Origin of the sequence: Brachyspira intermedia PWS/A (assembly GCF_000223215.1) — a bacterium.
Taxonomy (GTDB): domain Bacteria; phylum Spirochaetota; class Brachyspiria; order Brachyspirales; family Brachyspiraceae; genus Brachyspira; species Brachyspira intermedia.
In genome coordinates this window covers 3,146,295-3,168,086 of record NC_017243.1, presented here as the reverse complement: position 1 = coordinate 3,168,086, position 21,792 = coordinate 3,146,295, and the positions used below count along the sequence as shown (strand labels likewise).

At 30.8% G+C, this 21,792-nt stretch carries 19 protein-coding genes; 18 read left to right on the top strand and 1 reads right to left on the bottom strand.

Annotated elements, in window-relative coordinates; genetic code table 11:
* Nucleotides 1–39 precede the first annotated feature (39 nt).
* Together BINT_RS14985 and BINT_RS14980 are read left to right on the top strand one after the other, a co-directional pair.
* Nucleotides 40–489 carry a Gfo/Idh/MocA family protein gene (locus BINT_RS14985; RefSeq protein WP_014489178.1) on the top strand — a complete coding sequence of 150 codons (450 nt, stop codon included), beginning with the start codon at nucleotides 40–42 and terminating at the stop codon, nucleotides 487–489.
* Between the two features lie 53 nt (nucleotides 490–542).
* Complete coding sequence (locus tag BINT_RS14980; RefSeq protein WP_200859220.1) at nucleotides 543–1,055, top strand: Gfo/Idh/MocA family oxidoreductase; 513 nt, start codon at nucleotides 543–545, stop codon at nucleotides 1,053–1,055.
* 253 nt (nucleotides 1,056–1,308) lie between these two features.
* On the opposite strand, the gene BINT_RS13770 is transcribed toward BINT_RS14980, so the two are convergent.
* The gene (locus tag BINT_RS13770; protein ID WP_014489176.1) at nucleotides 1,309–2,757 is read right to left on the bottom strand and encodes a nucleoside-diphosphate sugar epimerase/dehydratase; all 1,449 of its coding nucleotides are present in this window, start codon (nucleotides 2,755–2,757) and stop codon (nucleotides 1,309–1,311) included.
* A 559-nt stretch (nucleotides 2,758–3,316) separates the two neighbouring features.
* Between BINT_RS13770 and BINT_RS13765 the strand changes: the two genes are divergently transcribed.
* From BINT_RS13765 to BINT_RS13690, 16 genes are all read left to right on the top strand, one after another.
* Entirely contained in the window at nucleotides 3,317–3,865 is a 549-nt protein-coding gene (locus BINT_RS13765; protein ID WP_014489175.1) for a PIN domain-containing protein, read from the top strand.
* A gap of 766 nt (nucleotides 3,866–4,631) precedes the next feature.
* Nucleotides 4,632–6,191: an acyl CoA:acetate/3-ketoacid CoA transferase gene (locus tag BINT_RS13760; RefSeq protein ID WP_014489174.1), complete on the top strand. Its 1,560-nt coding sequence runs from the start codon at nucleotides 4,632–4,634 to the stop codon at nucleotides 6,189–6,191.
* Nucleotides 6,192–6,219: 28 nt separating this feature from the next.
* A complete protein-coding gene (locus tag BINT_RS13755) occupies nucleotides 6,220–7,608 on the top strand; it encodes a GntP family permease (RefSeq protein WP_014489173.1) in 1,389 nt (462 codons plus the stop codon).
* A gap of 116 nt (nucleotides 7,609–7,724) precedes the next feature.
* Complete coding sequence (locus BINT_RS13750; RefSeq protein ID WP_014489172.1) at nucleotides 7,725–8,129, top strand: MaoC family dehydratase; 405 nt, start codon at nucleotides 7,725–7,727, stop codon at nucleotides 8,127–8,129.
* Between the two features lie 62 nt (nucleotides 8,130–8,191).
* On the top strand, nucleotides 8,192–9,337 hold the full coding sequence (locus tag BINT_RS13745; protein WP_014489171.1) for an acyl-CoA dehydrogenase: 1,146 nt from the start codon (nucleotides 8,192–8,194) through the stop codon (nucleotides 9,335–9,337).
* 38 nt (nucleotides 9,338–9,375) lie between these two features.
* Nucleotides 9,376–10,161, top strand: coding sequence for an electron transfer flavoprotein subunit beta/FixA family protein (locus BINT_RS13740; protein ID WP_012671413.1), 786 nt, complete (start codon nucleotides 9,376–9,378; stop codon nucleotides 10,159–10,161).
* A gap of 35 nt (nucleotides 10,162–10,196) precedes the next feature.
* Nucleotides 10,197–11,216: an electron transfer flavoprotein subunit alpha/FixB family protein gene (locus tag BINT_RS13735; protein ID WP_014489170.1), complete on the top strand. Its 1,020-nt coding sequence runs from the start codon at nucleotides 10,197–10,199 to the stop codon at nucleotides 11,214–11,216.
* Nucleotides 11,217–11,457: 241 nt separating this feature from the next.
* Entirely contained in the window at nucleotides 11,458–11,988 is a 531-nt protein-coding gene (gene hpt, locus BINT_RS13730) for a hypoxanthine phosphoribosyltransferase (protein WP_014489169.1), read from the top strand.
* A 625-nt stretch (nucleotides 11,989–12,613) separates the two neighbouring features.
* On the top strand, nucleotides 12,614–13,228 hold the full coding sequence (locus BINT_RS13725; RefSeq protein WP_014489168.1) for an ATP synthase subunit E: 615 nt from the start codon (nucleotides 12,614–12,616) through the stop codon (nucleotides 13,226–13,228).
* A gap of 11 nt (nucleotides 13,229–13,239) precedes the next feature.
* Complete coding sequence (locus tag BINT_RS13720) at nucleotides 13,240–14,076, top strand: DUF2764 family protein (RefSeq protein ID WP_014489167.1); 837 nt, start codon at nucleotides 13,240–13,242, stop codon at nucleotides 14,074–14,076.
* A 28-nt stretch (nucleotides 14,077–14,104) separates the two neighbouring features.
* Nucleotides 14,105–15,868 carry a V-type ATP synthase subunit A gene (locus BINT_RS13715; RefSeq protein WP_012671417.1) on the top strand — a complete coding sequence of 588 codons (1,764 nt, stop codon included), beginning with the start codon at nucleotides 14,105–14,107 and terminating at the stop codon, nucleotides 15,866–15,868.
* Nucleotides 15,861–17,186 carry a V-type ATP synthase subunit B gene (locus tag BINT_RS13710; protein ID WP_014489166.1) on the top strand — a complete coding sequence of 442 codons (1,326 nt, stop codon included), beginning with the start codon at nucleotides 15,861–15,863 and terminating at the stop codon, nucleotides 17,184–17,186. The genes BINT_RS13715 and BINT_RS13710 overlap by 8 nt, the downstream gene beginning before the upstream one ends.
* Before the next feature lie 24 nt (nucleotides 17,187–17,210).
* A complete protein-coding gene (locus BINT_RS13705; RefSeq protein ID WP_014489165.1) occupies nucleotides 17,211–17,810 on the top strand; it encodes a V-type ATP synthase subunit D in 600 nt (199 codons plus the stop codon).
* On the top strand, nucleotides 17,807–19,675 hold the full coding sequence (locus tag BINT_RS13700; protein WP_041177516.1) for a V-type ATP synthase subunit I: 1,869 nt from the start codon (nucleotides 17,807–17,809) through the stop codon (nucleotides 19,673–19,675). The genes BINT_RS13705 and BINT_RS13700 overlap by 4 nt, the downstream gene beginning before the upstream one ends.
* A gap of 56 nt (nucleotides 19,676–19,731) precedes the next feature.
* Nucleotides 19,732–20,199 carry a V-type ATP synthase subunit K gene (locus tag BINT_RS13695; RefSeq protein WP_008721414.1) on the top strand — a complete coding sequence of 156 codons (468 nt, stop codon included), beginning with the start codon at nucleotides 19,732–19,734 and terminating at the stop codon, nucleotides 20,197–20,199.
* 212 nt (nucleotides 20,200–20,411) lie between these two features.
* The gene (locus tag BINT_RS13690) at nucleotides 20,412–21,791 is read left to right on the top strand and encodes a tryptophanase (RefSeq protein WP_041177515.1); all 1,380 of its coding nucleotides are present in this window, start codon (nucleotides 20,412–20,414) and stop codon (nucleotides 21,789–21,791) included.
* The last annotated feature ends 1 nt before the right edge of the window (nucleotide 21,792 follow it).

The following is a 21,792-nucleotide window of genomic DNA, read 5'->3' as shown; positions in this document are numbered from 1 at the left end:
TTTGTATTATATTATCATTATATAAGAATGGAGTTTTTTATGTATAAAGTTGGCATAATAGGTCTTGGTCAAATAGCATATTTCATAGATAAAGACCCTAACAGAAAAATAATATGGTCGCATATAAAGGCTTATCAAAATACAGAAAACACTAAAATTACAGCTATATGTGGTAATAGTAATTTGGATTTAGTTAAGCAAATACAAAAAGATGAAAATATAGAGAAAGGATATATTGACTATAATAAAATGCTTGAAGAAAATGATTTTGATATAGTGAGTATATGCACACCTATAGAGTTTCATTATGATATAGCAAAGAAATGTATAGAAACAGGAGTTAAAGCTATTTTTTGTGAAAAGACTTTATCGTATTCAATAGAAGAGGCAAAATCAATATTAGAATTATCAAAGAAGCATAATACTGTATTTGCAGTTAATTATATATTAAGATGGGATAATATTAATAAACAAATAAAAAACTCATAGAAGAAAATGCCATAGGTAAAATATATACAATAGTTGGATATGGAGCTACTGCATTGCATACCAGTGCTAGTCATATTATAGATTTAATGCTTTACTTTACAAACTCTGAAGCGGAGTATGTTGTAGGAGAAAAGCAGGCAGATTTTATAAGAGAAGTTCATGGTATTAGTGATCATGGCGGATGCGGCATTATAAAATTTAAATCAGGTGCTATTGGATTCATTAAAGCTGTAAGTACATCTCCTTTTAAATATATGCTTGAAATGGATATAATGGGGGAGAATGGAAGAATAAGATTATACAATAATGGAAATAGTTTTGAATTATATCAATACAAACAAGTTGATAATAATGAGGCAGGTTCAGGATATGAGTCTTTAATTTTGACAAAACAATATAATAGAGATTATCAGAATGAAAGAATGCTTGATGCTGTTCATAATATTATAGAATGTTTAGAAAATGGCGGACAGCCTATATCGAATGCTTCTACTGCTTTGGAATCTGTTAAAATAATAGAAGGTATTAAATTATCATCTGATACAAAAAGTAAAATAGATTTTTAATCTAATTAAAACTTGGGTGGGCGTTAACATTTCTAGTCAAGCAATAAGAGAATAAAAAATAAAAATGATATGATATATTTTTTTTATTTAAATAAAACTAGAATATTAAAATTATTTTATATGACTTATGTATTAATTATGTTCTTTTGCAACTTTGACGAAGTCCGGGAAAAGTTGATAAAAATAAGTTCAAAATTTTATTAACATACCCCGCCATTTATTTTTTTAATTACTCTGTGCAATAATAAAAAAATTATCCGGTATACTCTTCTATATACTTACGCATAAGCATTTTTATTGTTTCTTTGTCAGCATCAAGTGAGGCTATATCGAATGCATCAATCATAACTTTGCGTTCTTCAGGAGTTAAACATTTTACAGGGTCTTTTGCTATGAATAATTTTTTATATTGAGAAGGTATTAGCGTTTCATCATCCATTAGAATTTCTTCATAAAGTTTTTCACCTTCTCTGATTCCTGTAAATATTATAGGTATATCTTTTTCTGTTAGTCCGTACATTTTAAGCATGTTTTTAGCTAAGTCCAAAATTTTAACAGGCTTTCCCATATCCAAAGTAAATATTATTCCGTCATTTAAAGTGCATGCCTTTATAACTAGTCTTGCAGCTTCTCTTATAGACATAAAGAATCTTACCATTTCAGGGTGAGTTACGGTTAATGGCTTACCCTCTCTAATCTGCTTTTCAAATACAGGTATAACACTTCCGCTGCTTCCCAAAACATTTCCAAATCTTGTTATTTTAAATGCTGTGCTGTTTTGTTCATGAGATAAAGACATTATCATTCTTTCGCATATTCTTTTGCTTGCTCCCATCAATGAAGTAGGTCGAACTGCTTTATCTGTTGATATGAATACGAAGTTTTTAATATTATTTTTAATTGCAAGTGTGGCAATGTTTTCTGTTGCTAGTATATTATTTTTAATTGCTTCTTCAGGATAAGCTTCCATAAAAGGTAAATGCTTATGAGCAGCTGCATGGAAAATTATATCCGGATTTTCTTCTTTTAATATTTTATCAACTTTGACATAATCTCTGACATTTGAAATTATATATTGGAATTTATGTTTGTTTTTTTCGTTCTTTCTGTCATTTATAGACATTATAAGAGAGTGTATTGCACTTTCAGAATTATCTAAAGCCATAACTTTTTTTACAGGGAGTGTAATTAATTGTCTTACAAGCTCGCTTCCTATAGAACCGCCTCCACCTGTAACTAGTATTGTTTTATCTTGATAGTATGCAGATATTTCCTTTTCATCGAAACCAATCTCTTCACGTCCTAGCAAATCAGATGGTTCTATATTTCTAATATCTTTTATAGAGGCATTTCCTTTTATTATCTCAAAGAAACAAGGAAGTATTTTATATCTTATTCCAGTAGGATATATAATATCTAATATTTCAAGAAGTTCTTTTTGTTTTAAAGTAGGAATTGCAATGATGATTTCTTCTATTTCTATACTATGGTTTTTATAATATTCTATTGTGTTTTCTATATCTTTAATCTTTCCTTTTACATCAATAGAATGATTTTCAATATTTACTTGTTTCTTATTTTCATCATCATCTAAAAAACAAAGTATATTATATTCATTACTATCATCAGAAGTTAATATTTCGGATGCAAGAGTTTCCCCAGCATTTCCAGCCCCAAGTATAACTATATTTTTTTTATTCATTGCTTCAAACCTAAAATACATGTTAAATAAGAATTATAGTATATATTTTTTTTATTATTATACAAGGATTTTATTATATATTGTTAATTTTATAGAAAGGTTTTATTTTAAAATAAATTTTCAATAGTATATTAATATAATAGTTTTATAGTTTATTATATTTTATACATATAAGATAATTTTTTTAATTATTTGTATTTTATGGTAAAAACGTTAAAAAATATTTTCAATTTTATTTATAAGCTGTTCTATGTTTTTGAAATTTATTTAGAACCCCGCCCTTTAAGATTTGATAACTTATTTTTTTATTATAACTTCATTAAGATTTGAAAACTTAGATTATAATTTACAGCACCCGCCCAAGATTTTATTAGAGTGAGGATATTTTCAACGCACGGTTAATTTTATCTTATTATTTAATAAGATTAAAATTGTAAAATTATCATAATTATGAATTTGTTTAGCGTGCGGTAATTTATTTTTTATAAAAAAGTTTGACAAATTAAATGTTTTTTGTAGAATTATTTTATAATTAGGTCATTAAAAATTGGACATATTTATGCATAAAACAAATAATAGTTATAACAAAAATAATAGTAAAAATAACAAGAATAAAATTGATGTAAAAAAACTCTTTTCTGATATAGGTACGGTAGCCAATGTTCTAGGCAAGATATTAACAACTTCTAAGTCTGTTGTTGATGAGTTACAAAATCAAAACGGAATATTATATGTATTTGATACTAATGCCTTAATGAATGATCCTAATTTAATCAGCATACCAAAAAGAAACAGCAGTTATATTGTGCCTATTGTAGTTTTAGAAGAATTGGATAAATTAAAATTGGATAAAAATAGATCACAAAAAGCAAGTAATGCTATAAGAACCATTAATAAATCAAATGTTCGTATAGAAAAATATAGCGAACATGCTTTACCAAAAGATTTTGATATGAGAAATAATGATAATAAAATACTTGCAACCGCAATGAAATTTTCAAATAAAAATGTTGTAATAGTTACAGATGATAATAATTTAAAGAATAAAGCAAAATCTCAGAATATTAAATATATGTCTTCATCAGAATTTAAAAGAAGTAAAAACTAATAATTTTTTATTATTGTTTATATATAACTTGATAAAAAGATCTGACAACTAAAATTATCAGCTGCTTGTTATAGTTTTAAAAACTAGTTAGATGTAATTTTATTATTAATATTATCAATAAGATTGTTAAAAAATATTTAAGTATTTTTATCATCACTTTAAAAAATAGCACTATAAACTATAGGTAGTTTTATATGTATTTTTTTTATAAACATTGTGAGTGTATATTTTATTTATTAGCTATTTACTCACAATTTTTGCTTGTAATCATATAAAATAATTATTTTCTACATTATAATAGGAACAATATTTAAAAAATATTTTTATTGTGTGTAACAAATAATGTTAATCTTATTTATCATTGATCAAAGAAAAGTATTTTAATATGTCAAAGTTCAATATTAGGTAATTTGTTATTATTTTATAATACCACAATCCCCTATTTTATAGTTTTTTATAATTATGAAACGTTTATATTATTTTTTGTAGTCTAGAATTAATATTATAAAAAACTAATGAAAAATTAATTAAAATCTAAAAAAAATATAATGACATTTTGTATACATTTTTGATAAAGATTATATTTCAAATATTTGTTATACTATAAAATTAAGAAATACTTAAATACAATATCTTGAAATTTTATGTTTTTTTAGTTTTGGCATTAAACAAAATGGCTATTTTATCACATTATGCATTGATTTTTAAAAAAAAATGTCCTATAATTAACTAAGAACTATTTCAATTATTTTAAGAAGGTGGTAATATGGATAAAGGAAAATTTATAAAAGCAAGTCAGGTTCCTGAGCTTATCAAGGATAACTCTTTTGTAGGGTTATGCGGATTTGTAGGTATCGGATCTGCTGAAGAAATTTTAACTAGCGTTGAGAAATCCTTTTTAGAAAAAGGATCTCCTAATAATTTAAGTGTCATTTTTGCAGCTGGAATCGGAGATAGTAAAGGAAGAGGCGCAGGACACTTAGCTCATAAAGGACTTGTAAAAAGGGTTGTAGCAGGACACTGGGGATTGGCTCCAAAACTTGGCGAATTAGCCAACAACAATGAAATTGAAGCTTACAATCTTCCACAAGGTGTTATTTCTCAAATGTTTAGAGAAATGGCAGCCGGAAAACCAGGTATACTTTCACATGTAGGACTTGGAACTTTTGTTGATCCGGAACTTCAAGGCGGAAAACTTAATAGCGTAACAACTGAAGATATCGTTGAAAGATGTAAATTCAGTGGACAAGATTTATTATTCTATCATGCTCCAAAACTAGATTATGCTATATTAAGAGGTACTTCTGCAGATGAAGATGGTAATATCTCTTTTGAAGAAGAAGCTCTTACACTTGAAGCTTTATCTGTAGCAACTGCCGCTAAAAATAATGGGGGAAAAGTTTTTGTACAAGTAAAAAGAAAAGTAAAAAGAGGAAGCATACCTCCAAAAGAAGTAAAAATTCCTGGAATTTTAGTAGATTATGTAGTTATAGCTGAAACTCCTGAAAATCATATGCAGACTTTTGGAGAATATTTCAATGAAGGTTATGTAAAAAATAACTTCGTTGTAGAAGGAAGTCTTAAAGAAGTAAAACTTGATGAAAGAAAAATAATATCAAGAAGATGTGCAATGCTTCTAGATAAGAGTAAAAAAATACTTAACTATGGTATAGGAATGCCAGAAGTTATAGCAATGGTAGTAAATGAAGAAGGTCAAGAGCAATACTTCACACCTACTGTTGAGCCTGGTGCAATAGGCGGTACTCCTATGGGCGGACTTAGCTTCGGAGCTACATTCAATGCTACAGCTATAGTTGATCAGCCATATCAATTTGACTTCTATGATGGCGGCGGATTAGACATGGCATTTTTAGGATTAGCACAATGCGATCAATACGGAAATATCAATGTTTCTAAATTTGGACCAAAGATTGCAGGATGTGGCGGATTTATTAATATCACTCAAAATGCTAAGGAAGTAGTATTCTTGGGTACTTTCACAACTGGAGGATTAAAAATAGGCGTAGAAAATGGTGAGCTTAGAATTCTTCAGGAAGGAAAAGTTAAGAAATTTGTAAAAGATGTAGAGCAAGTTACATTCAGCGGTAATATTGCTAATAAAAATAATAAAAAAGTTACTTATGTAACTGAAAGAGCTGTTTTCACTCTTGTTAAAGAAGGATTAAAACTAGTTGAAATAGCTCCTGGAGTAGATCTCCAAAAAGATATATTGGATCAAATGGAATTCAAGCCTATTGTAGCTGATGACTTGAAGAAAATGGATTCAAAAATATTTATTGATGAAAAAATGGGATTAGTATTTTAAATTAAAAAAAATTAAAAGGAGACATTATATGGCATTTGGAACAATTGGTATTATATTATCGCTGATACTTTTGATGTATTTGGCGTATAGAGGGTTTTCAGTTTTAATCATAGCGCCTATTCTTGCTTGTTTTGCTGCAATAATGAGTGGTATTGATAGCGGAAGTATTCACATTTTGGCTACATATACAGAAACATTCATGAGTAGCTTAGCTGGATATGTAAGAAGTTATTTCCCTATTTTCTTACTTGGTGCTATATTTGGTAAAGTAATGGATGATACAGGTTCAGCAAAAAGTATTTCATATTTTATTTGTGAAAAATTCGGTAAAGAAAAAGCTATACTTGCTATAGTTCTTGCATGTGCTGTACTTACTTATGGTGGTGTATCTTTATTCGTTGTATCTTTCGCTATTTATCCTGTAGCAGCAGCTTTATTTAGAGAAGCAGGAATCCCTAAAAGATTCATCCCAGGCGCAATTGCTTGCGGAGCTTTCACTTTCACAATGACAGCTTTACCTGGAACTCCTCAAATCCAAAATGCTATTCCTATGCAGTATTTTGGAACTGACGCTTATGCAGCTCCAATACTTGGTATAATAGGTTCTATAATAATGGGAGCAAGCGGAATTTTATGGCTTCAAAGAAGAGCAAAAAAAGCTATGGCTAAAGGTGAAGGATATGGAGTACATCAAAATGAACCAACTGTAACTAATGAAGAAAAAAAAGTACCTCCATTCGGAATTGCTATACTTCCTATATTGTTGGTATTGGTTGTAGGACTTATCACTTCTAAATTTGTATTCCCTAGTTTAGACCTTTCTTATCTTGAAAGTTACGGAACTAGTGCTGGTAAAGTTGTAGGAAACTGGAGCTTAATCGTTGCATTAGTTATTTCTATAATAGTAGCAATACTTGTTAACTTAAAGAGAATGGATAATGTTACTAAAACTCTTACTGATGGTGTATCAGGATCATTCCTTGCTGTAATGAACACAGCTTCTGAGGTTGGTTACGGAAACGTTATTGCTTCTATGGCAGCATTTGCTGTTGTAAAAGGTGCTTTATTAGGTCTTTCTTCTAACCCTCTTGTATCAGAAGCAGTTTCTGTATCAGCACTTGCTGGTATAACAGGTTCTGCATCAGGCGGATTAAGTATAGCTCTTGAAGCTCTTGCTGATACATATTTAAGAGATGCTTTAGCTGCTAACATAGACCCTCAAGTTTTACACAGAATAGCTTCTATGGCTTGTGGTGGTTTGGATACTATGCCTCACAATGGTGCCGTTATCACAGTTCTTGCAGTTACTGGTATGACTCACAGAGAATCTTATGGTGATATTGCTATGTGTACTGCTATAATTCCTGTAATAACAGTTGCTATTTGTATCGTACTTGCTAGCTTTGGAGTTGTATGATATAAAAAATAAAAAATTGAAATATTTTTCGGCAAGATATCTGATAAAGACATTTTGCCGAAACTTTATAAAATCTCTATTTATTATTTATGAAAATATTTTTTAGGAGAATAATTATGAAATTTGAAGAATTAAAAGTTGGTATGAAAGCTGAAGTTGCTAAAACTATAACAGAAACAGATGTAATTTTATATGCTGGAATTACACTTGATACAAACCCAGCTCATTTGAATGAAGTTCATGCTCAGCAAACTATGTTTAAACATAGAATAGCTCATGGAATGCTTACTGCCGGACTTGTATCTGCAGTTTTAGGAACAAAACTTCCAGGTGAAGGAAGTATTTATATGGGACAAGAATTAAAATTCACAGCACCTGTATATTTCGGAGATACAATCACAGCTACTGCTGAAATTATAGAACTTATTCCTGAAAAGAACAGAGTAATTCTTTCTACTACTTGTACAAATCAAGAAGGCAAAGTTGTTTTAAGCGGAAAAGCAACTATTATGAAAAAATGACAATTGTTAAATTTATTATAAATTAAAAAAAATTTGATAAAGATATTATCAGGAGGACTAGAATGGAATTTAATTTGCCTAAAACACATGAACTTTTCAGACAAATGATCAGAGAATTTGCTGAAAAAGAGGTAAAACCTTTAGCAACAGAAATTGACGAGGAAGAAAGATTTCCTGTTGAAACTGTTAAGAAAATGGCTGAAATCGGACTTATGGGTATACCTATTCCTAAGGAATACGGCGGAGCTGGTGGAGACAATTTAATGTACGCTATGGCTGTTGAAGAATTATCAAGAGTTTGCGGTACTACTGGTGTTATTCTTTCTGCTCATACTTCTCTTGGAACTTGGCCTATATTACAATTCGGTACAGACGCTCAAAAACAAAAATATGTTCCTAAATTGGCTAGCGGTGAATGGCTTGGAGCATTCGGACTTACTGAACCTAATGCTGGTACAGATGCAGCTGGTCAGCAAACTGTAGCTGTATTAGATGAAGCTACTCAAGAATGGGTACTTAATGGTTCTAAAATATTCATAACAAATTCAGGATATGCTAATGTATATGTTATATTCGCTATGACAGATAAATCAAAAGGATTAAAAGGTATTTCTGCATTCATAGTTGAATCAACAACTCCTGGATTTAGTGTTGGTAAAAAAGAGAAAAAATTAGGTATTAGAGGTTCTGCTACTTGCGAATTAATATTTGAAAATGCAAGAATACCTAAAGACAACCTATTAGGAGAATTAGGAAAAGGATTTAAAATTGCTATGATGACTCTTGACGGAGGAAGAATAGGAATTGCTTCTCAAGCATTAGGTATTGCTCAAGGTGCACTTGATGAGACTGTTGCTTATGTAAAAGAAAGAAAACAGTTCGGAAGAACAATAGCTAATTTCCAAAACACTCAATTCCAATTAGCTAACCTTGAAGTAAAAGTAGAAGCTGCAAGACTTCTTGTTTACAAAGCTGCTTGGAGAGAAAGTAACCATCTTCCATATTCTGTAGATGCTGCTAGAGCTAAATTATTCGCTGCAGAAACTGCAATGGAAGTAACAACTAAAGCTGTTCAGCTTCATGGTGGTTATGGATACACTAGAGAATATCCTGTTGAAAGAATGATGAGAGACGCTAAGATTACTGAAATCTATGAAGGTACATCTGAAGTTCAAAGAATGGTAATAGCAGGAAACCTTTTAAAATAAGCCAATTAAGTAAATAAAATATTTATGGAGGAATAGAAATGAAAATAGTAGTTTGTATAAAACAGGTTCCAGATACAACAGAAATTAAACTAGACCCTGTAAAAGGTACATTAATAAGAGATGGTGTTCCTAGTATAATGAACCCAGATGATAAAGCAGGTTTAGAAGAAGCTTTAAAATTAAAAGATAAATATGGTGCTCATGTAACTGTAATAACTATGGGACCTCCTCAAGCTGAAGCTATATTAAGAGAAGCTTATGCTATGGGAGCAGACAGAGCTATTCTTATAACAGATAGAAAATTCGGCGGTGCTGATACATTAGCTACTTCTAATACATTAGCAGCTGCTTTAAGAACTTTAGAATATGATATTATTATTTCAGGTAGACAAGCTATAGACGGTGATACTGCTCAAGTTGGACCTCAAACAGCTGAACACTTACAAATACCTCAAATTTCTTATGCTAAAGAAATTCAGTATAATGAAGCTGATAAATCATTAACAGTAAAAAGAGTAATAGAAGATGGATATTACCTATTGAACGTTCAATTACCAGCATTAATAACTGTATTATCAGAAGCTAATAGCCCAAGATATATGAGAGTTAAAGGTATTGTTGAAGCTTATGATAAAGAAATTGAAATTTGGTCTTCTGAAACTATCAAAATTGACCCTTCTTTGATAGGTCTTACTGGTTCTCCTACAAAAGTTAAAAAATCATTTACTAAAGGAGCTAAACAAGCCGGTAAAGTATTTGAAGTTGATACAAAAGAAGCTGTTAATATCATAATTGAAAAATTAAAAGAAAAATTTGTTATTTAATAATTAACAAAGAACCTTAGAAAAGGAGATAGATAATGAATTTAAGTGATTACAAAGGAATATTAGTATTTGCAGAGCAAAGAGACGGTGTAATTCAAAACGTAGGTTTAGAATTAATTGGTGAAGCAAAAAAACTTGCTGCTAAATTAAACGTATCTGTAACAGCAGCTTTAGTAGGACATGAAATAGAAGGCTTAGCTCAAACTTTAGTTGAGTATGGTGCTGATAAAGTAGTAGTTGTTGACAATGAACTTTTAAAACAGTACGATACTGAAGCTTATGCTCAAGCATTAACTGCTATAATCAATGCTAAAAAACCTGAAATAGTATTATTAGGTGCAACTACTTTAGGAAGAGACTTAGCTCCTAGAGTATCTTCAAGAATATCTACAGGACTTACTGCTGACTGTACAAAATTAGATATAGATGATGAAACTAAAGTTTTCGGAATGACAAGACCTGCATTCGGCGGAAACTTGATGGCTACTATTGTTTGTCCAGACCACAGACCTCAAATGGCTACTGTAAGACCTGGCGTAATGCAAAAATTAGCTAAAGAAGAAGGTAAAAAAGGTGAAGTTGAAGTATTACCTTTAACTATAGACACTTCTAAAATGAAAGTTAAAATCTTAGATGTTGTAAAAGAAACTACTAAGAAAGTTGATATTACAGAAGCTAAGATATTGGTATCTGGTGGTAGAGGTGTAGGTTCTAAAGAAAACTTCAAGAATCTTGAGGCTGTAGCTTCTAAAATCGGTGCTATCGTTTCTGGTTCAAGAGCTGCTGTAGATGCTGGATACATAGAGCAGGCTAGACAAGTAGGTCAAACAGGTAAAACAGTAAGACCTAATATATATTTCGCTTGTGGTATTTCTGGTGCTATTCAGCACATGGCTGGTATGGAAGAATCTGAATACATTATTGCTATAAACAAAGATAAAGATGCTCCAATGTTTGGAATCGCTGATTTGGGTATAGTAGGTGATGTTAACAAAGTACTTCCTCTATTAGCTGAAGAATTAGCAAAAGCTATAGAAGCTAAAAAAGCTAATTAATTTAAGCTTAAGCTTTTAATATAAAAACAAAGCCGATGGATAAAATATTTTATCTGTCGGCTTTTTGTTATATAAAGTGGATTATATATTTTATCTTAATCAATTCATAAAAACTTCAATAAAACAATTTCTTTGAATATAAAAATTCTAATTCCAGAATATATTTTTTATTTTTAATTAAACATTATTTTATACGATAATATATAAAAAAAATTACTATAAAAAAATTAAGGAATAATGTATGAGAAAAGATGAGCATATATCAAAAGTACTTATATCTGAAGAAGATATAAATAAGAAAGTTAAAGAATTAGCAGAGCAAATCTCTAATGATCTTAAAGATAAAGAAAACATACCATGCATAATAGGACTTTTAAAAGGTTCTTTTATATTCATTGCTGATTTATCAAGACATATTGATGTACCAGTGGAAATTGATTTTATGATAGTATCTAGTTATGGAAACAATAAAATAGGTTCTGAAATTAAAATACTTAAAGATGTTGATATACCTCTCACAGGAAGAGATGTTATTATAGTAGAAGATATAATAGACACAGGATATACTCTAGAGAAAATATGTGAGGTATTAAAAACTAGAAATATTGCTTCTCTTAAAATATGCACACTTTTAAATAAACCTTCAAGAAGAAAAGTTGATATAAAGATAGATTATAACGGTTTTGATATTGAAGATGAATTTGTTGTAGGATACGGAATTGACTATGCTCAAAAATACAGAAATCTTCCATATATTGGAGTTGTTGAATAAAACTAAATTACCGCACGTTAAATAAAATCATAATTATAATGAAATTTATAATTATGATTTTTTGATGTAAAAATATAAAATTAAACGTGCGTTGGGTAGATTTCAAATTTAAAAAAACTTGGGTGGGGGCCAACAAATATAATCTAAGTTTTAAATTCTTAATAAAGTTTTAATTAAAAAGTAGGTTATCAAGTCTTAAAGGGTGGGGGTTCTCAATAAATTTCAAAACTAAATTATTGAGAGTATGTTTTATAAAAAGAATTTAGATAATTAATCTATATTAAAATATAATATACTTCAAATTTATTTCTATACTGTTAATAATTACCATAAAAAACAGTAACAATATAATGTGAATATAAACTGTAAATATTCTTTTGATTTTTTTAATAGTTTTTTAATTTATACTTAATTGTTGTTTTATTTTATTTATTTGTTAAAAAATGTTACAATATTATCGAATATTGATACATGCAATACCTGTGTTAAAAAAATAATCTATATAATTATTTTACGTATTTTGCTTGATTTTTTTAAAAATATTGATAAACTAATAAAATAGTGTTTTTGGAGAAAAATTTTAAAATTTCTATAAATCAATTTATAAAAAAGTCAAGGAGTTATTATGGCTGAAGAGAAAAAATTAGACTCCCTTCTTGAACGTATATATCAAGATGGTGTTGAAAAATCCAACAAAAAAGCTGATGAAATAATCTCAAATGCTAAAAGCGAAGCTGACAGAATTATAAAAGAGGCAGAAGCAAAATCAGAAGAAATTATAAAAGAGGCAGAAAGAAAGTCAGAAGAGCTAAAGAAAAATACAATAACAGATGTTCGTATGGCAGGCGAGCAGTCAATCAGTGCTTTAAAACAAAGAATAAAGGATTTAGTAACTGCTAAAGTATTAGAAGACGGACTTAAAGGTGCTTTTGCAGACACTTCATTCTTAAAAGATTTAATACTTGAAGTAGTAAAAAAATGGGATATCGCTTCAAGTAATTCAGATGTAACAGTATATTTCCCAGAATCAAAGAAAGCTGATATAGATGCATCTTTCGAGAAATCTATAAAAAGTGCTATAAATAATGCTACTATTAATTTTGATAAGAAATTATCTAACGGTTTCAAAATCGTTCCTGAAGGCGGAAATTATCAGTTGCAGTTTACAGATGAAGATTTCGTAGAATTTTTCAGTGATTATATTAAAGCAAAAACGGAAGAAGTAATATTTACTAAATAAGAGGAGTGAGTATGGGATCATATTATTATCTTATCTCAGGTCTTCCCGAAGTTAAACTTTCTGACGCTAAGGCTAAGTATGATATTAATGAAATTACTCAAAGCATATTATCTAGTTTAAGTGCTAAAGATTCTAAATTTTTTAAGTATTTAATTTATCAAAATGATAATAAAAATTTAGTAAGTGCTATAGCAAAACAAAAGGGATTATTTACTCCTTATATAGAACATATAGAACCATCAATATTCGGCAAAGAAGAAATGCAGAAATATTCAAGCATATCAAATTTACCATTATATATGAGCAAATTTTTGGAAGATAATAAGAATATTGAATGGGAAAATGCAAGACATATAGAAAATACTCTTTTAAATTTGTATTATGAAGAGATGATACAAAGCGGTAATTCATTTATAAAAAATTATGCTTTATTTATGAGAGATATGAAGAACGTTCTTGCTGCTTTAAATGGAAGAGCTTTAGGTTTCAGCAGTGATGAGATAGCAAAAGAACTTATAGGAGATTATTCTTTGATATCTGCATTAACAAAATCTACAGCTTCAGATTTTGGAGTAGGCAGAGAGATACCATACATTAATACTATTGTTGAAACATTCAATTCATCAGATAAAGCAGATCCATATAATATGGAAAATATAGAGTGTTCTTTAGTAAGAGAATTTTTAGACAAACTTACATCTATAAAATCTTTCACAACAGATAATGTTTTTGCTTATTATATAAATCTCACTTATGCTGTTAGTATAAATGGAAGAAACGAAGAGGAAGGTAAGAAACATTTAGAGACGCTAATAGGTTCATTAAAAGAAAAAGCGTCTGCTATGTAATGTATGTATAATTAATTAGGAGATAGAAATGACTAAAGGTAAAGTAACTGCTATTATATCAAACCTAATTTCAATAGAGGTAGACGGTCCTGTTTCACAAAACGAGATATGTTATGTATCTTGCGGTAATGCGAAACTTATGGCTGAGGTTATTAAAATATCAGGTACTAGTGCTAGTGCTCAGGTATTTGAATCTACTAGGGGCGTAAAATTAGGTGATGCCGTAGAGTTTACTGGTTCAATGTTAGAGATTGAATTAGGACCTGGACTTTTAGGTAAAAACTTTGACGGACTTCAAAATGACCTTGACAAATTACAAGGTGTATTCTTAGAAAGAGGTAAATATAATGATCTTTCTGAAGATAAAGAATCAACTTATGACTTTACTCCAATAGCTAAAGTAGGAGAGGAAGTACAAGCTGGAGATTGGATTGGTGCTGTTAAAGAAGGTTGGATTGACCATAAAATAATGGTTCCTTTCAAATTTGAAGGCAAAGGTGTTGTTGAAAGCGTTGCTTCAGCAGGCACTTATCATTTACAAGATACACTAGCTGTAATCAAATCAGCTAATGGTGAAAAAGTAAATGTAACAATGATACAAACTTGGCCTGTAAAACTTACTATTAAAGCATATAAAGAAAAGCCAAGACCTTTCAAACTATTAGAAACAGGTGTAAGAACTATAGATACATTCAACCCTATTACTGAAGGTGGTACAGGATTTATTCCAGGACCATTCGGAGCAGGTAAAACAGTATTACAGCACGCTTTAGCTACTAATGCAAATGCTGACTTGATCATAATGACAGCTTGCGGTGAGAGAGCTAATGAGGTAGTAGAAATATTTACAGAATTCCCAGAACTTATAGACCCTAGAACAGGAAGAAGTTTGATGGAAAGAACAACAATCATCTGTAACACTTCTAACATGCCGGTTGCTGCTCGTGAAGCTTCAGTTTATGTAGGTATGACTATAGCTGAATATTACAGATCAATGGGACTTAAAGTTCTTCTTCTTGCTGACTCTACTTCTCGTTGGGCACAGGCTTTAAGAGAGATGTCTAACAGACTTGAAGAGTTGCCAGGACCGGACGCATTCCCTATCGACTTGCCTGCTATTATTTCTAGTTTCTATGCTAGAGCAGGTTTCGTATACTTAAATAACGGAGAAACAGGTTCTATTACATTCATAGGTACAGTATCTCCTGCAGGCGGTAACTTGAAAGAGCCGGTAACAGAATCTACTCGTAAAGCTGCTAGATGTTTCTACGCTTTATCACAAAAACGTGCTGACAGTAAGAGATATCCTGCTGTTGACCCATTAGATTCTTATTCTAAATATATTGAATATCCAGAGTTCATAGAATTCTCAGATATTAATATAGAAAAAGGCTGGGCTGATAAAGTAACTAAAGCAAAAGATATTGCTAGAAGAGGACAGGAAGCTAATGACCAAATAAGCATTCTTGGTGACGACGCAGTACCTCTTGAATACCATCAGCGTTTATGGAAAGCAGAACTTATAGACTTCGTTATCTTACAGCAGGACGCTTTCGATAAAGTAGATAAGAACTGTCCTATAGAAAGACAAAAAGAATTATTAAATCAAGTTATGAAAGTTGTAGAAGCTGATTACAGATTTGATGATTACAGCGAAGTAGGTACTTATTTCAAAAGACTTATTAACGCATTCAAACAGATGAACTATTCTGTATATCAGTCTGATGATCACAAAAAATACACAGCTGAGATGGAATCAATATTTGCTGAAAGGAGTATAACACATGCCTAAAGCATTTCAAAAAGTATATACAAAATTAGTACAGATCACTAAAGCAACTGTATCATTAAGAGCAGAAAATGTTGGTAACGATGAGATGGCTCTAGTAGCTGGCAGACCTGCTCAGGTTGTAAAAATGATTGGAGATATTGTTACACTTCAGGTTTTCCAAGGTACTGAAGGTATACCTACTAACGCTGAAGTTGTATTCTTAGGCAGACCTCCTAGACTTAAAGTAAGCGAACTTCTTGCAGGAAGATTCTTCAATGCTTATGGTGAGCCTATTGACGGAGGTGCAGAAATTGAAGGTAAGGAAGTAGAAATCGGAGGACCTTCTGTAAACCCTGTTAGAAGAAAACAGCCTTCCGAACTTATCGCTACTGGTATTGCTGGAATCGACCTTAACAATACTCTTGTTACAGGACAGAAAATACCATTCTTCGCAGACCCAGACCAGCCTTATAACGCAGTACTTGCACAGGTTGCTTTGAGAGCTGAAGCTGATAAGATCATTCTTGGAGGTATGGGACTTTCTAACGATGACTACTTATCATTCAAAAATACATTTACTGAAGCTGGAGCATTAGATAAAATCATATGTTTCATCAATACTACTGATGACCCTCCAGTAGAAAGACTTTTGATACCTGATATGGCTTGTACAGCTGCTGAATATTTCGCAGTTGAGCATAAGCAGAAAGTTCTTGTTCTTCTTACAGACATGACACTTTATGCAGATGCTTTGGCTATCGTATCTAACAAGATGGACCAAATTCCTTCTAAAGACTCTATGCCAGGTTCTTTATATTCAGACCTTGCTAAAATATATGAGAAAGCAGCTCAGTTCCCAGACGGCGGATCTATTACTATTATTGCTGTTACTACTCTTAACGAAGGTGATATTACACATGCTGTACCAGACAACACTGGTTACATCACTGAAGGTCAGCTTTACTTAAGACGTGACTCTGATATAGGTAAAACAATCATTGACCCATTCAGAAGTCTTTCACGTTTGAAACAGTTGGTTATAGGTAAGAAAACTAGAGAAGATCACCCTGCTGTAATGAATACTTTAGTACGTCTTTATTCAGATGCTGCTAATGCTAAAATGAAAAAAGAAAACGGATTCGACTTGACTGAGTACGATGAAAGATGTTTGAAATATGCTGCTGAATATTCTGAAAGATTATTAGCAATAGACATTAACATAAAAATTGATGAGATGTTAGAAACTGGTTGGGAATTGATGGGTAAATACTTCAGTAAAGCAGAAGTAGGTGTAAAAGAATCACTTGTAGAAAAATATGGTAAATGGACTAACAACTAATTTTTAATAAAGTAGGTACAAAATATGGCATTAAAGTTTCAATACAATAAAACGGCTCTTCAAAACCTAAGACGTCAGCTTTCTATACGTGAGAAAGCATTGCCTACTTTAAAAAGTAAAGAGGCAGCTCTTCGTCTTGAGGTGAGAAAGATTACCGCTGAGATTGAATTACTTAAAGAAGAATACCAAAAGTTAGTTAAAGAAAATCAAAACTACAATGGTTTTTGGACTGAATTTCCTGAGATAGTAAAAATCAAGAAAATTAATTCCGAGCTTAAAAACATTGCCGGTGTTAAAGTGAATATACTTTCTAATATAGATTTTGCTATTGAAAATGTCAGCCTCTTTAATATGCCTTCTTGGATAAGACTTGCCATAAGTATGTTTGAACGCCTTATGACTATTCAGGTAAAAATTGAAATGACTGAGGCTAGATTAAATGCTTTGGCTTATGCTAGGAAAAAAACTACTCAGAAAGTTAACCTTTATGAGAAAGTACAGATTCCTGAGTATAAAACAGCTATAATCAAGATTAAAAGGTATATGGAAGACGAGGATAATTTAAGTAAGTCTTCTCAAAAGATAGTAAAAGAAAGAAACAGAGCTAAGGAGGCGTCTTTATGATTAGAAAAATGAAGAAACTCTCTCTCTTTGTCTTTCATGAGGATAGGGAAAAAACTTTAAGCGATTTGGCATCACTTGGACTTGTGCATATTGAAATTGCTAATGGTGTTTCATCTGAAAATATAGAGAATATTTCAAGTAAGAAAAATGATGCTTTAAGAGCTAAAAATATTATTAATAATGCTTTGGCTGATGCTAAAAAGGCTAAAAAAGATGTTTCTAATGTGAAAGCTGATAATTTATCAAAAAAAGCTAATGAAGTTATAGAAAATGTTATATCTACTTCTCAGGCTTCTGATAAATTAAAAGCTGAAAGAGATATGCTTAAAAAAGAATTATCTGTTATAGCTCCTTTTGGAGATTTTAGCTTTGATAAAGTTAATGGCTTAAAAGAAAAAACAGGCTATAATATTCTATTCTACAGTGCAAATGCTAAAGAGTATAATGACTATAATTTCTCTGAAGTTAAGGATATATTTACTTATTCTATAAAAGAGGAAGCCGGAAAAGTTTATTTTGTTGCTTTCAAAAAAGACGGCAGTGAAGAGACAATTCCTTTCGATATAGTTAATATGCCTTCTCTTTCTTATAGTGAAATAAATGAGAAAATAGCTAAGCTTGATAAAGAAATAGAAAATAATGATACTGAGATTATAAAAAATCAGGTATTTATAGAAGCTATTAATAAAGAAATAGATAATCTTAATATATCTAATCACTTTGAAGAAGCTAAAGAAAGCTTTGTAGCTAGTGAAGGCACTGAAGGAAAAATCCTTTATGTAGAGGCTTATGTTCCTAAAGATAAAGAAAGCGAAGTGAAGTCTTTATTCGACAGCAAAAAAATAGCTTATATAATGGAAGATCCTTCAAGAGATGATAGAGTTCCTGTTGAGCTTAAAAATAATAAGTATTCAGGTGCTTATGAGCTTATTACAAAATTATTCCAATTACCGAATTATTTCGAGATAGATTTAACTCCTATGATAGCAGTTTTCTATCCATTATTCTTCGCTTATTGTTTCGGTGATTCAGGTTATGGTATAGTATTAACTATAGTAGCTTTAATAGGCTTATTTACAGTATTAAAAGGACAATTAAGAGGAGTAGGCATACTTGCTTTAACATTAGGTATATGTACTACTATTATGGGTGTTATAAACGGAGGAAGTTTCTTTGGTGTAAGCATACCTTCAAATACACAAATACCTTTATTTGCCACTTTAAGTAAGTATTTAATAATTACAGACTTAAAAGAAAATTGGTTCTTAACTCCATTTAATACAGCATTACTTATAGGCGTACTTCATATATGTTTCGCTTTATTGGTAGGCGTTATAGACAGGATTAAAACTAGCCCTATAGGCGATATACTTGGTGCTATAGGTAAACTTCTATTCATACCGGGACTTGTTTTATGGTTCTTGGGCGATATGCAAAAAATGGAAGTTATCAAACAATTCAGCACTGTATATTATGCTTTAATAGCTGTTGGTTTGGTATTCTTAGTAATACTTTCTAATGTTGGTAAGAAGCCTGATGTATTAAACTCTATACTTGGGGTTTATTTTGCGGCAACTGGTATAATGGGTGATACACTTTCTTATATACGTTTGTTTGCTTTAGGTGCATCTGGTTCTATATTGGCATTGGTAATAAATCAGATAGGTATGAGTTTCAAAGCTATTCCTGGTGTTGGTGTAGTGATAATGGTTGTATTCCTTGTAGTAGGACATATAGCTATATTCTTACTAAACATACTTGGTGCTTTGGTACACCCTTTGAGATTAACATTTGTAGAGTTCTACAATAACGTTGGTTTTGAAGGCGGCGGAAAAGAGTATAAGCCTCTCAAAAAAGCGGCTTAATTAGTTTATATAAAAAATAATTAAAAAGAAAATAATCTAAAAAAGGAGATTTTATTATGGGTTTTACAATGAACACAGCACTTTTATTAGGATATTTAGGTGCAGGATTAATGGTAGGTATGTCTGGTATTGGTAGTGCAGTTGGTACTTCTATTTCTGCTATGACTACAGTTGGTGCTTTAAAGAAAAACAAAGATGCTTTCGGTAGCTGTCTTGTTTTGAGCGCTTTACCTGGTACACAAGGTCTTTATGGTTTCGCAGCTTTCTTCATTATGCAGCCTTATCTAACAGCTGACATAAGCATATTCCAAGGTGCTGCTATATTAGGTGCTGGTATCGCTGTTGGTTTAGCTTGTATGGTTTCAGCTATATTCCAAGGTAAAGTTTGTGCTAACGGTGTTGAGGCTATAGGTAATGGTTATGACGTATTCGGTAACACTATCATCGTTGCTGTATTCCCAGAACTTTACGCTATCGTTTCTTTCGCTACAGCATTCTTAATCAGCGGTGTTTTAGGTGCTTAATTAAGTAATTAATAAAAGTGAATAAATAAGAATCCGTAGGAGTTATAATGACTCTTACGGATTTTTTGTTTTTTGATAAAATTTAATAAATTATATAATTGATTTTTTTTGATGTAGTGATAATATAGTTTTTATTATTATAATATATATTAATTTAATATACTATTTGTAATAAAAAAATAATTAAACTAAACTAAATTAAAGGAGTAGGTATGAAGAAATATATTGCAGAACCATTTAGAATTAAAATGGTAGAGCCTATAAGAATGATTTCCAGAGAAGAAAGAGAAGAAAAAATAAAAGAAGCAAATTACAATGTATTTGCTTTGAAAGCTGAAGATGTTTATATTGATTTATTAACTGATTCAGGTACTGGAGCTATGAGCGATAAGCAATGGTCTGGAATTATGATGGGTGATGAATCATACTCTGGAAGCAGAAGTTATTTTCATCTTATGGATGTTGCTAAATCCATATTCGGATACAAATATTTTCAGCCTGTTCACCAAGGAAGAGCTGCAGAAAAGGTATTGCTTCCTAATATAATTAAAAAAGGTCAGTATTCTATTTCAAACATGCATTTTGATACAACAAGAGGACATGTTGAATTAGCAGGCGGTATAGTTGTAGACTGTGTTTGTAAAGAGGCATTGGATACAGAGAATTATTTTGATTTCAAAGGTAATATGGATGTAGAAAGACTTGAGAAATTGATAAAAGAGTATAAGCCTGAAAATGTTGGTATTATTATAATGACAATTACTAATAATACTGCAGGAGGTCAGCCTGTATCTATACAAAATATCAAAGAAACTTCTGAAATAGCTAAGAAATATAATATACCACTTATTATAGATGCTGCAAGATATGCTGAAAACTCTTATTTTGTTAAGAAAAGAGAAAAAGGCTATGAGAATAAATCTATAAGAGAAATAGTAAAAGAAACTTTCCAATATGCTGACGGATTTACTATGAGTGCCAAAAAAGATGCTATAGTTAATATGGGCGGATTAATAGGTATAAAAGAGAATGAAGCTTTATTTGAAAAAGTGAAAATATCTACTATTCCTAATGAAGGTTTTGTTTCTTACGGCGGATTATCAGGAAGAGATTTGGAAGGTCTTGCTATAGGTTTAGATGAGGGATTAGACTTTGATTATTTAAATTATAGAATAGGACAGATTGAGTATTTAGGAGATATATTAAGAGAAGCTAAAGTACCATTCCAATATCCTGTTGGAGGACATGCTTTATTTGTAGATGCTAAGAAAATGCTTCCTCATATTCCTTATTATGAGTTTCCAGGACAGGCTTTGGCTATAGAATTATATAGAGAAGCTGGAATAAGAGGCTGCGATATAGGTTCTTATATGATAGGAAATGATCCTAAAACAGGAAAACAAATAGAAGCTGAATTGGAATTAACAAGATTAGCAATACCTAGAAGAGTTTATACTCAGGCACATATGGATGTTGTAGCTGAGGCTTTGATATCAATAAGAGATAGGGCATCTTCTATAAAAGGATATAGAATAACTTGGGAGCCTCCTATATTAAGACATTTTACTTCCAAATTGGAGCCTTTATCTTAAT